Genomic DNA, 10916 nt, shown 5'->3' with positions numbered 1-10916 from the left:
TCGCATGGCATTACAAATATTGTTGAACTTTATTCTTGCGTTGTGCTGGATGTTTCTGAACAATGACTACACCGCTGCCGGGTTTGTCATCGGTTATGTGATCGGATTATTCTCGCTCTTTCTGATGAGGCGCTTTTTCCGCCGCCGCTTTTACTTGATTAACATTTGGGCGATCGTCAGACTGCTGTTTATTTTTATGAAAGAGCTCGTTCTGGCAAATGTCAGCGTATTAAAGACGATCTTGTCCCCACGGTTAAAAAATAAGCCCGGCATATTCGCCTTCAAGACAGATCTTAAAGCGGACTGGGAAATCACGACGTTGGCAAACCTGATTTCGCTGACACCGGGCACATTGGTCGTTGATGTCTCCGACGACCGTTCGATTCTTTATATTCATGCGGTCGATATCGATGATGCCGAGAAAGCCATCAGTGATATCCGCATTTCGTTTGAAGAGGCCATTAAGGAGGTAAGCCGCTGATGTTTGAATTTATTTTGCAATTGTCACTCGGCATTTTGGCGGTCTCCACTTTTCTGTATGTCCTGAGGGTCATTAAAGGGCCGAGCATCCCGGACAGAGTGGTGGCGCTTGATGCGATCGGCATCAACCTGATCGGAATTACGGCTCTCGTGTCCATCCTGTTAAATACGACAGCATATTTGGAAGTCATCCTCTTGATCGGTATTCTGGCCTTTATCGGCACCGTCGCATTTTCTAAATTCCTTGAGAAAGGAGAGATTATCGAAAATGATCGAAGCCGCTAAATTGCTTATCGCCGTTTTGGTCCTTCTTGGCGCACTGATATCGTTAGCCGCTTCCTTTGGAACGCTAAGGCTGCCTGACGTATACTCAAGAATCCACGCCGCTTCAAAAGGAGCGACATTGGGGATCATCAGCGTGCTGCTCGGCGTATTCTTTTACTTCTGGTTTCTGCACGGCTTCATTACGGCCAAAGTGCTGCTCGGTATCGTCTTTGTATTTCTGACGTCTCCTGTAGGCGCGCACCTGATCGCAAGGGCCGCCTATAATACAGGCGTTAAAATGGAAAAGAAAAGCGTACAGGACGATTATGAAGGCTACAGAAATTTTCTGATTAAAAAGAAGGAAGATTCCTATTTATAAAAAGAAAACTCGCCCTAAAAGGCGAGTTTTCTTTTTGTTTACGATGAAGGACGGCCGATGACCGCCATCGTGCACCTGGACGTGCAAATCAGGCTGTCTTGCTCATCGCGTATTTCAATTTGAAACACCATTGTTGATTTACCCACATGCAGAGGCGTTGCAACCGCTTTAACCGTCCCGTCTTTTACCGACTTTATATGGTTGGCGTTGATCTCAAGCCCGAAGCATGCCTGCTCTTTTGGATCGATATGCTGATATGCCCCGATGCTTGCCACCGTTTCAGCAAGCGCAACGGACGCGCCTCCGTGCAGATAGCCGAAAGGCTGACGCGTTCTTTCATCGACAGGCATGACGGCAACACACCGTTCTTTGCTGCACTCCTTCAACTCGATTCCCAACGCTTCAAGAAGTGTATGTTTCGTTTCCATCACAATCGTCCTCTCATCAAAGTACACCTTCAGATTTCGCGATTAAAACAGCCTCTGTCCGTGATCCTACATTCAGTTTGCTGAATACGGAAGTCAGACTGTATTCGATCGACCGTTTGCTTAAATGAAGCGCATCAGCAATTTCCTGATTTGTGTAGCCTTTTTCGACTTCTTTTAAAATCAGGCATTCCCTTTCAGTCAAAAGATCGTGCTGGGTCTGCTGGCCGTTTGACTTCGATTTTTGCTGTGTAATCAGCTGCTTGAAATAATCATAATCGACGACAATTTTATTATCCAGCACCTGATATATGTACTCTATAATCTTTTCCTTCGATTCCGTTTTGCTGATGGCGCCATGCATGCCGGAACGAATCGCCTCTTCAAAATAATCTTCGACTTCATACCCTGTGTAAACGATAATTTTGCATGATGAACACGTCTCAAGGATTTTCTTAGATAGGTCCATGCCGTTGATTTCACCCAAATTTAAATCCATTAAGATCAGGTCATACGCAGAAAAATCATGTTTCTTGAGAAATTGTTCGCTGGCTTCAGGGCTGAGGCAATCGACAACAAAGTCCTGGTTCGTTTCAAGAATTGCCTTCGTCCCCTCCATGACAGCCGGATGATCATCGATCACAAGTAATCTTCTCATAATTTCCTCCCTTTTGCGTAACCTTGCCCTATCACCATTTTATAGAAAAAACTTGGCGGATGCCAAGCAAAAATGTTAACTAAACATTACAATTCCATTTCAATGGCGACCCTGAAGCCTTTCCCTTCTGCTGTCTGTATATCCAGACTGCCGTTCAGCGCGCGAACGCGCTCGCGAATGCCCGACAGCCCCATGCTTGCGCTGTTTTGATAAAGCTTGTCCGGGTCAACCCCGATGCCGTCATCTTCGTAATGAAGAACAACTTTTTCTTTTATGCAGACAAGCATAATCAAAACCTCATTAGCTTTCGAGTGTTTTGCCGCATTGCTTAAAAGTTCCTGCACAATTCTGTACAAATTCAACTGCGTGTCCAAGTCTAGCACCTTTGAGAACCTTTCCGTATTGAGGCGAATCTTATCGATCGATGAGGATTCCTGATGCTGCGCCGCCAGTTTCGAAAGGGCTTTGACAAGTCCGAGATCATACAACAGCTGCGGCCTCAGCTCCTGACACGTTTCCCTTGTCGTCTGAATGACGGTGGACATTTGCTCATTCATATTGATGAGCCTTTGCCGGATTTGATTCGTACAGACTTTATCTTTTTCAAAATCAGCCAGAAACATCTCGCTTTGATGCTTCAAGGAAATCATGTCCTGCAGCACAGAATCGTGGAGATCGCGGGCTAAATCAGATCTCTGCTTCTCTTCAATCGCAAACATCAATTTATTCAGCCACGCCGGATTCGGCCCTTCTTTTTTCACATGTTCCAGATGCTCCATCAGCTCGCCGATTTTCAACACGTTTTCCAGGGAAACGCTCGTATAAAACGCCAGCGTCTCAAGCCATGAAATCTCATCGCGCGTCAGCCTAGGCGTATTTAAAACCGACAAACACAGCATGACATAAGACGTCCCGCCCCGTTCACCGATCTTAATCAAAAATCCGCGGTCGACTTCGACGATTTTGCCGATGTCGGTGATGACCTTGGTTACTTCTTGTTCGTAGGGGATCCACGGTTTTTCTTCTGTATCATTCTCTAGCAATGATACAGATCCATCGTTTTTTACTTTGAGCATATAAATATTATTAACAAGAAGTACGTCCAAAACGATTTGTTTTAACTCCATTAAAACTTGATTTAAAGACGTAAATGTTCGAATGGTTTGAGTAAACTTAAAAATGCTATCCTGGTAGTTAAATTTCTCAGAAAAGCGCTTTAGGCGAAAGCGGAAATCAATAATTTCTTTTAAATAGAAAACGCCTACCATGATGAGATATGTAAAGATTGTAACCTGTACTGTGAAAAATTCTCCTTCTTGATGCTTAACAATGGCTAAAATAGTAATAATTAGAGAAGTTGGAATTATAGCTAAAAAACTATAATATTTCAATCGACCGATTAAAAATTCAATATCATATATTTTATTAGACATAAATTGATATACCAAAGATAAAGGAATCAGCAACAGAAACGGGGATACAACAATGGCCGAAAAAATATAATCGCCAAAGACCAGCATAGGAAGTACATAGAAAAACAAAAACGGTACCAATGCAATGAAGTTCATCAACATTAATATTTTCAATAAGTAGGACTGTTGAGAATACTTGAATTTAATTAAGGCATATGTAATCAGAATAAAAACAATAACCGTCGAAATAAAGAACGACAGTAAATTTATGCTTTTTAGAATACTTCCCTCAAATTCAAATAAGTATAAACCAGCTTCAAGTATGAGGTTTATAAATGGTATTACATAAAGTAAAAAAACTTTATTACTGAAAAATGTTTTCCCTATCTCTTTAAAGTATTGATATATAAAATGTAAGTAGCTAGTTGGAACAGCTAAAAAAGTAAGTATATTTACAAATCTACTAAAAGTGTCACCTCTTGCAACAGCACCTGCACTGACATAAGCTATAGAAGTAATAAGTAGAAATAGGACTAATAAAAATGCTGAAAAGAGATTTTTAGATTTGTTTACTTTAAAAATAAAATACACACAAATCAAACATAAAAAGTAAAAGATCAACGGAATGATAAATATAAAAAAACTGTCATAACTGACTAAATCCAAATATATCAAAGAATCATTCTCAAACACTTTCCCATTTCTTTCAATTGTTAACCTTAAAACGTTTGACAATGTATATTCCTTATCTTTTTTAAATGGAACCTGCTGCCCATTTATTCTATGAATGATATCTCCTTCTTTTAATTCTACATAATCAGCGGCTAAAGTGTGTTTTTTCACTTCCACAACTTCCAGGGTGTGTTCATCAAGGTTTTTCACCTTTAACCCAACTAGATTATTATTAAAACTAAGATAGCAAACATAGAGAACATAAATAAAACTTAACAATATGAGAACTAGTGAAACCTTGTTATAATATGACTTCATTTAGAAATCCCTACTATTCATTATTTGAACCATAAATTAGGGTAAGGACCCCAACCTGCTTCAATTCTTTTAAAACCTTCAATTAAACTGAAAACTTGGTCTTTATCAACACCTATAAGACTGGCTTTGCCAGCGATAACCTGTTCCAACACTTCCGGGTGTTCAACCAAAAAACTCACGATCTCCTGCATAAGACTCTCCTCGTATAGACTCGTTTAAAAGCGCAGACATCAAACGTTCTTTCTCCATATCCCCCAACTCCAGCTCCCCGATTCCCTTTTTAAATTTCTGAATAGCGAGCTGATTCATAACATACATATACTGAGTGACGCCTGCTGCTTTCAATTTCTCTTTATAGCATTTTATTTCTTTATCGGCAATTTTATCCTCAGTTTCAAATGTTTTTAATAAATCAATCGACGGCTGGTTAAATTTTCTTGACAAATATAAGTACGCAAGCGTGCGCTTTTTCTTGGCGATATCGCTTTTTGAATCATAAAAAAGTGCTTTATAATCATTTTCGATTTGTGAAGCAATGCCCAGCTGGTAGGCGTACTTTTCAACCGCCGGGTCAAATTTACCGGTGGCAAGCATCGCTCCCAGCACGCATGGCAAAGCCGTAAGCGCTCCGGATTTACGCTTGATCATGTCAAGGCACTCATCTTCAGTGGCAGGGCGGTTGCTGAGATCGTCATGCTGTCCCTGCATCGATTGAAGTGTATATTCCATCAGTTTTTCAAAAAACACCGGTTCTTTCGACACCGAACCGATCACTTTAATGCTTATTGTATAAAGCGCAGTCGCCACATTCATTGCGACTGAACGGTTTATTTTCATCCAAGGTTCATCGGGGCTGTCTTCATCCTCTAAATCATCGAATATATCAAACGCAAGAATCAAGAGTTCTATGCCTGCTCCAAGGGTTTCTGCCGCATCAGTGTCCGTGCCGCCGAAACTTTGGTAATGATAAAAAGCAAGCTCGCTGAAATGCAACTGGTCCTTTGCATCTAGAAAATCGTGCAGCGTCCGATTTAAGTCCGCGTTGGGAATCTCAATGTCTATAAAATGATTCATTCTTTGCTTGATTTTACTGTGATCTAGACAAAAAAGCTTAGAGATGGTGCTCCCTCCTTTCTTATTATTTTACTAAATCAAATTCCCGATTGACAGAGCAATTTTTTTATTTAACAATTATATAATAATTTATCCTTTTTTTGGATTCATTTACACAAAAAAAAAGACTTGTCTGAAACAAGTCTTTTTACGAGGTTTTTAGATATGTGTACTTATCGTATTGATCAATGCTTTTGTTAATCTTGCGCAAGGAGTCCTTTGTTTCTCTGATTTCATTCTCTAGCCGCCAAAGCAGTTGTTTTAATTCTTCAATTTGTTGCTTTTCCACCGGTTCCACACTCCTTTTGGAAGATCAATCAATTTGTGTATAGTGAACGAGTCATAGGTATTTGATCTGTTAATACAAGTTTAAATGGATTTGGTCTCTTTTTCACCGAAAAGTTGCATATAAATTCATGCGTTACACCGCAAACTTCAAATAGACCATAACACCCATTTTACACGACTTGCGATTAGTTCTCAAATCCTAATGAAACATAAAATTTTTGTTTGTTTTTTAAGGAGTCAAATAAAGATCGCTTATAAATCCCTTTAACATCACAAGTTCAGTTGTTTTTTGTTCGTTTTGCAACCTTGAGTCTAAAGTAATAACTAGCCGGGAATAGAAAAACTTGAGTGTTCACGGAACGCAGGTCGTGTATGCGCCACCGAAAAACACGCAATAGACCGACACGCATTTCGGCCCTTAAAAAAACCATCCCTTCGCCTTACACCGCAAAAACCGCAATTTGACCCGTAAAAATTGAAAAGAGGTGTTCATATTGATTCCTCCTTATTGCTTTTGGATGTATCCATATCAACATGTCCACTGCCGGCAGGTCTATCCCGAAGTTGAAGCCAGCGCCTTTTCGCGTTCCGCAAAAGAAGCAGAGGGCTTGATGGCTGACGGACAGAGAATTTTAAGCCGGCTTTCAGCCTCGCATGCTTTAGCTCACCAAATCATGACGGCTGCCCAAAGCAACCAAAAAAATACCGTGCTTGCCCTGCTCAGGCAAACCGGCGTCCGCAGACAGCTTGATGCCTCTTTCGATCCCGACGGCATCCGCATCATACTCATCAGCCCCCGCAGCAGAATATTCCTGCTATTGCGTTGGTCTTAGCGCAAAAAAAAATTCCGGCCCCTAAAAAGGAGCCGGAATTTTTTATAAAAGCTTTTGACACCAATCAACAGCTTCAAGATAGCATTGATACGCTTCATCTTTTGTTAAGCCTTCTGTTTCGGCGGTGTCTTCCCATTCGTTTCGTTCGATCGATTTTGCAAGCCGCAAGATTTTTCGGTAATCGTTTTCTTTGCCGAGCAGCGCCTGACCTACTTCGTCTGTCAGCGGCAGTTCGCTGATGACTTCCGTTAGTTCTTTGTGCAGCAGTGTATCGATAAATGAAAACATGCCTGTCAGCATATAAGAAGCCGGCTGAGGGCGGTTCGTTTTTTTCGCCAGCAATTCGCAAAGCTTCGCGCGGATCAGCGAAATCTTGACGACTTCGTTCTTGCTGGAGTTCTGCTTTTTCGTTAAATCCTTAAATGAGAGGATGAAAATCCACCTCTTGATTTCTTTAAATCCGAGAAGCACGATCGCCTGGCGGATGCTTTTAATCTTTTGGATCGGCCGGTTGGCTGGAGAATTCAACAGCTTCAGCAGCTGGTAAGAAAGCGACAAATCGCGTTCTATAATATTTGTGACGTTTTCAATATCAGGCTGATCTTCGCTTAATTCATGCAGCAGCTCATAATAAGCATGGAAATGATATGTAATGTCCTGACCGTCAATCACAACGGGCTCGCTGAAGAAATAGCCTTGGAACAGATGAAATCCGTCTTTTGCAGCCTGCTCATAATCCTTTCGCGTCTCCACTTTTTCAGCGAGGAACGTCAGGCGGTGGTTCCGGCATGATCGTAGGATGCTCTGTCTTTCCTGCCGCGTCGTTTTGAAAAAATCGATCTTCAAAATATCAATGGATGCCAAAAGCTGATGGAGCAAGTCCCTCTTCACGCGATGCTTTAAACAAAAATCATCAAGGGCAATCGTGTAGCCGAGGCTTTTCAAATGCCTGCACCTTTCGATAAGCTCAGGGGTGATCGGCACATCTTCAAGGATTTCTACAACGAGCTGGTCCGGGTCAAAATACGTCGGCAGCCCTGATGTCAATAGACCTTCGGTAAAATTCACGTAATACCTTTTGCCTTCTGTCAATTTATCGATTCCAATGTTTAAAAAGCTGTTAATCATTAATTCTGTTGTCGCTTGATCACCGTCAATACCGGAAAAAAAGTTTTTCTCGCTTTCCCTGTATAAAAGCTCGTATGCGACAACTTGTTCTTTTCTGTTGAATATTGGCTGTCTGGCAACGAATACCCTCATTCTTCTTCCCCCTAGCGACTGAGGTGCCTTCGCTTTTAAGTATATCAAATAAATGAGCAAATCCCGTCTGCTATAAAAAAATTCACCCAAATATTGAACTTAATATTGAAAAACAGATAATCCCCGAAGAAATTATCTGTTTCAATCCCCAGTTATGTTAAAAACTATCGTTTACAGAGTCAACCTTGATCCAGACCTTTTTTCGCCTTGATTTTCGCTTCGTGAATTTGCTGCATCTTGTTGTTCCAGCAAGCTTCGCTTAAATCGACAGGATATTCTTCCGGCTTGCTGATCCGCTTATACTCTTCCCAAAGCAAACTAAGGTTTTCTTGAACATACCGCTTAATATCCTGAATGCTCGGATTCTCATAAACAAGCTCGCCTTTTTCAAAGATCGGCTGGTGAAGATCTTTTGCATCAAAATTCGTCACAAACTTGCTGATAAACGTATGAACGGGGTGAAACATCTTCAGCCGCTCCTGTTCATTGACCTTCTCATAGTCCAAAGCGATATAATCACCTTCTGAATGATGGTTCAGCTGATTGATGATTCTGTACACCTTTTTCAAGCCTGGGGTCGTCACTTTTTCCGGATTCGAAGAAATTTTAATCGTGTCTGCCATCTTTCCGTCTTCTTCGATGGAAACGAGTTTGTAAACCGCGCCGAGAGCCGGCTGATCATAAGCGGTAATCAGCTTTGTGCCCACGCCCCAGACGTCGATTTTTGCTCCCTGGGCTTTCAGATTCATAATCGTATACTCATCAAGATCGCTTGATGCGACGACTTTTGTATCTGTAAATCCGGCTTCATCCAGCATGGCTCTCGCTTTCTTCGACAAATAGGCGAGGTCTCCGCTGTCAAGGCGGATTCCCGAAAATTCAATTTGATCACCGAATTCCTTTGCTACTTTAATTGCATTTGGAATGCCGGAACGCACCGTATCATATGTATCGACCAAAAAGACACATTTTTTATGGGTTTCCGCATATTTTTTAAATGCCGTGTATTCGTCGCGATAGGCTTGTACAAGCGCATGGGCGTGCGTGCCTGATACCGGAATGTCAAACCGCTTGCCGGCGCGGACATTGCTTGTCGCGTCGAACCCGCCGATAATCGCGGCCCTTGCTCCCCACATCGCGGCGTCCATTTCATGCGCGCGCCTTGTTCCAAATTCGAGCGCCGTCTCTTCTCCGATCACACTTTTGATTCTCGCCGCTTTTGTGGCAATCAATGTTTGGTAATTCACAATGTTGAGCAGAGCCGTCTCAATCAGCTGCGCTTCAGCCAAAGGCGCTTCGATCCTCATGATCGGTTCGTTGCCAAACACGATTTCGCCTTCCTGCATGGAATAAAGCGAACCGGTGAATCTCATATCTTTTAAAAAGCTGAGAAAGTCATCTTTAAAGCCCAGCTCTTCTTTCAAATAAACTAAATCGCTTTCAGTAAATCTGAAATCCCGCAAAAATTCAATCGCTTTTTCAAGACCGGCAAAAACGGCAAAACCGCTGTCAAAAGGGAGCTTTCTGAAAAACAGTTCAAATACGGCTTTCTTTTGATCAATGCCGTCGCGCCAATACGTTTCCGCCATATTAATTTGATATAGGTCTGTGTGTAGTGCTAGACTGTCGTCTGTAAAACGGTGTTCCAACCTTCATTTCTCCTTCCTCAATCTGACACTGAGGCTCCCAGGGTGTTTGCAAAATGAGAAAGAGCCCAGTCGTGTCCGTCCGGGTTAAAGCTAGCCACTGCGTTTTGATGAATGACAAGATTAAACCCTTTATTATAAGCATCTACTGCGGTATGGAGCACGCATATATCTGTGCATACGCCAACGAGGTGCAGTTCTTTAATATCCCTTTCACGGAGCTTCAGCTCGAGGTTTGTCCCGGCAAAAGCAGAGTACCTTGTTTTTTCCATGTAATAGACATTCTGATCATGTTCGTGTTTTCGATAAAGCGCTTCAAGCCTTCCGTATAAATCCTGTCCTGATGTACCTTTTATATTGTGTGGAGGAAACAAACGGGTCTCCGGATGATGCGTATCGCCGGTCTCGTGTGAATCGACTGCAAATACGACATAATCGCCGTTTTGAATAAACGCTTCCGCGAGACGCGTCACGGCGTCTTCGATTTTCCGGCCTGGTTCTCCGCACGTCAGCTTTCCGTCAGCTGCGACAAAGTCATTCGTATAATCTATACATATAAGAGCTTTTTTCATTGCCGCCCTCCCCGCCTTTTGTATGATAGGTAACATTATAACTTATCTAAACGGACAAGTGAATGGCGAATCAATCGGATATGGCTGTCAAGCCGCGCCAGCAACGGCTTTTTCTTTTTCAGAAAAAAACAAAAACCACAGGTTCGCACGCCCTGTGGAAGGCACGTGCGAAACCTCGTGCCTCATTTCTTGTTTAAAACCGACTGCTCAAAGATATCGTCCTGAACATAAATCGATTCTTTCTCTACGGCCTCACGCGCCGCGAGAACAAGTCCAAGGGGCGTATCCGATTGCTGATCGGACACGATCGAAAAAGGGATGCCTTGTTTATTGGACTCCTTGATGTAAGGAGATAAATGTGAATAGTCGATTTCACCGTTCAGCAATAATGTCGCATCCGCTTTTGAGCCAAGCGCATTGATGACTTCGCGGTATGCCTGCGGACGCAAAACTTGTCCTTTAGTCAGTGCGATGATGACCCTTTCCCTCAGCGAGCCTAAAAACAGTCTGCGTTCATCCGGCTTTGTTTCGCGTGGTCCGTACATTCCCTGCTGTAAATATTGATCCATTGATTGGTCGCTCACGTCTTAGACCCT

At 42.4% G+C, this 10916-nt stretch carries 14 protein-coding genes; 4 read left to right on the top strand and 10 right to left on the bottom strand.

Annotated features, from left to right (window positions below):
• Positions 1 to 4 precede the first annotated feature (4 nt).
• The 3 genes from BTA31_RS03995 to mnhG are packed head-to-tail and all read left to right on the top strand — an operon-like array spanning position 5 to position 1123.
• Complete coding sequence (locus BTA31_RS03995; RefSeq protein WP_043928771.1) at positions 5 to 481, top strand: Na+/H+ antiporter subunit E; 477 nt, start codon at positions 5 to 7, stop codon at positions 479 to 481.
• The gene (locus BTA31_RS03990; protein WP_003184842.1) at positions 481 to 765 is read left to right on the top strand and encodes a Na(+)/H(+) antiporter subunit F1; all 285 of its coding nucleotides are present in this window, start codon (positions 481 to 483) and stop codon (positions 763 to 765) included. Before BTA31_RS03995 ends, BTA31_RS03990 begins: the two co-directional genes overlap by 1 nt.
• Positions 749 to 1123, top strand: coding sequence for a monovalent cation/H(+) antiporter subunit G (gene mnhG / locus BTA31_RS03985; RefSeq protein WP_075751277.1), 375 nt, complete (start codon positions 749 to 751; stop codon positions 1121 to 1123). The genes BTA31_RS03990 and mnhG overlap by 17 nt, the downstream gene beginning before the upstream one ends.
• Positions 1124 to 1161: 38 nt before the next feature.
• Here mnhG and BTA31_RS03980 read toward each other — a convergent pair whose 3' ends face one another.
• From BTA31_RS03980 to degQ, 6 genes are all read right to left on the bottom strand, one after another.
• Complete coding sequence (locus tag BTA31_RS03980; RefSeq protein ID WP_076788959.1) at positions 1162 to 1551, bottom strand: hotdog fold thioesterase; 390 nt, start codon at positions 1549 to 1551, stop codon at positions 1162 to 1164.
• A 16-nt stretch (positions 1552 to 1567) separates the two neighbouring features.
• Positions 1568 to 2206 (bottom strand): two-component system response regulator ComA, encoded by a 639-nt coding sequence (comA, locus tag BTA31_RS03975; RefSeq protein ID WP_043928767.1) that lies wholly within the window; start codon positions 2204 to 2206, stop codon positions 1568 to 1570.
• Positions 2207 to 2292: 86 nt separating this feature from the next.
• Positions 2293 to 4608, bottom strand: a complete 2316-nt coding sequence (locus BTA31_RS03970) for a sensor histidine kinase (protein WP_076788958.1) — start codon at positions 4606 to 4608, stop codon at positions 2293 to 2295.
• 20 nt (positions 4609 to 4628) lie between these two features.
• Positions 4629 to 4799 carry a competence pheromone ComX gene (comX, locus tag BTA31_RS03965; RefSeq protein WP_020452790.1) on the bottom strand — a complete coding sequence of 57 codons (171 nt, stop codon included), beginning with the start codon at positions 4797 to 4799 and terminating at the stop codon, positions 4629 to 4631.
• Positions 4771 to 5682: a polyprenyl synthetase family protein gene (locus BTA31_RS03960; RefSeq protein ID WP_076788957.1), complete on the bottom strand. Its 912-nt coding sequence runs from the start codon at positions 5680 to 5682 to the stop codon at positions 4771 to 4773. Before BTA31_RS03960 ends, comX begins: the two co-directional genes overlap by 29 nt.
• A 187-nt stretch (positions 5683 to 5869) precedes the next feature.
• A complete protein-coding gene (gene degQ / locus BTA31_RS03955) occupies positions 5870 to 6010 on the bottom strand; it encodes a degradation enzyme regulation protein DegQ (protein WP_003184860.1) in 141 nt (46 codons plus the stop codon).
• Between the two features lie 484 nt (positions 6011 to 6494).
• Between degQ and BTA31_RS03945 the strand changes: the two genes are divergently transcribed.
• On the top strand, positions 6495 to 6842 hold the full coding sequence (locus BTA31_RS03945; RefSeq protein ID WP_239693126.1) for a YuzC family spore coat inner layer protein: 348 nt from the start codon (positions 6495 to 6497) through the stop codon (positions 6840 to 6842).
• Between the two features lie 42 nt (positions 6843 to 6884).
• On the opposite strand, the gene BTA31_RS03940 is transcribed toward BTA31_RS03945, so the two are convergent.
• The 4 genes from BTA31_RS03940 to BTA31_RS03925 all read right to left on the bottom strand — a co-directional run bounded on the left by BTA31_RS03940 (position 6885) and on the right by BTA31_RS03925 (position 10904).
• On the bottom strand, positions 6885 to 8102 hold the full coding sequence (locus tag BTA31_RS03940) for an EAL and HDOD domain-containing protein (protein ID WP_043927982.1): 1218 nt from the start codon (positions 8100 to 8102) through the stop codon (positions 6885 to 6887).
• Positions 8103 to 8281: 179 nt separating this feature from the next.
• Positions 8282 to 9751, bottom strand: a complete 1470-nt coding sequence (locus BTA31_RS03935; protein ID WP_076788955.1) for a nicotinate phosphoribosyltransferase — start codon at positions 9749 to 9751, stop codon at positions 8282 to 8284.
• 17 nt (positions 9752 to 9768) lie between these two features.
• Positions 9769 to 10320, bottom strand: a complete 552-nt coding sequence (locus BTA31_RS03930) for a cysteine hydrolase family protein (protein WP_076788954.1) — start codon at positions 10318 to 10320, stop codon at positions 9769 to 9771.
• Between the two features lie 182 nt (positions 10321 to 10502).
• Positions 10503 to 10904 carry a YueI family protein gene (locus BTA31_RS03925; RefSeq protein WP_076788953.1) on the bottom strand — a complete coding sequence of 134 codons (402 nt, stop codon included), beginning with the start codon at positions 10902 to 10904 and terminating at the stop codon, positions 10503 to 10505.
• Positions 10905 to 10916 lie beyond the last annotated feature (12 nt).

Source organism: Bacillus haynesii, assembly GCF_001969855.1.
In the GTDB taxonomy this organism is placed as follows: Bacteria; Bacillota; Bacilli; order Bacillales; family Bacillaceae; genus Bacillus; species Bacillus haynesii.
The sequence above is the reverse complement of the archived record's forward strand: the minus strand, read 5'-3'. Positions and strand labels throughout refer to the sequence as shown.

What these genes read in the sequence shown, in the direction of transcription:
- BTA31_RS03995 (WP_043928771.1), top strand. Translation starts at nt 5, where the DNA reads ATGGCATTACAAATATTGTTGAACTTTATTCTTGCGTTGTGCTGGATG.
- BTA31_RS03990 (WP_003184842.1), top strand. Translation starts at nt 481, where the DNA reads ATGTTTGAATTTATTTTGCAATTGTCACTCGGCATTTTGGCGGTCTCC.
- mnhG (WP_075751277.1), top strand. Translation starts at nt 749, where the DNA reads ATGATCGAAGCCGCTAAATTGCTTATCGCCGTTTTGGTCCTTCTTGGC.
- BTA31_RS03980 (WP_076788959.1), bottom strand. Translation starts at nt 1,551, where the DNA reads ATGGAAACGAAACATACACTTCTTGAAGCGTTGGGAATCGAGTTGAAG.
- comA (WP_043928767.1), bottom strand. Translation starts at nt 2,206, where the DNA reads ATGAGAAGATTACTTGTGATCGATGATCATCCGGCTGTCATGGAGGGG.
- BTA31_RS03970 (WP_076788958.1), bottom strand. Translation starts at nt 4,608, where the DNA reads ATGAAGTCATATTATAACAAGGTTTCACTAGTTCTCATATTGTTAAGT.
- comX (WP_020452790.1), bottom strand. Translation starts at nt 4,799, where the DNA reads ATGCAGGAGATCGTGAGTTTTTTGGTTGAACACCCGGAAGTGTTGGAA.
- BTA31_RS03960 (WP_076788957.1), bottom strand. Translation starts at nt 5,682, where the DNA reads ATGAATCATTTTATAGACATTGAGATTCCCAACGCGGACTTAAATCGG.
- BTA31_RS03940 (WP_043927982.1), bottom strand. Translation starts at nt 8,102, where the DNA reads ATGAGGGTATTCGTTGCCAGACAGCCAATATTCAACAGAAAAGAACAA.
- BTA31_RS03930 (WP_076788954.1), bottom strand. Translation starts at nt 10,320, where the DNA reads ATGAAAAAAGCTCTTATATGTATAGATTATACGAATGACTTTGTCGCA.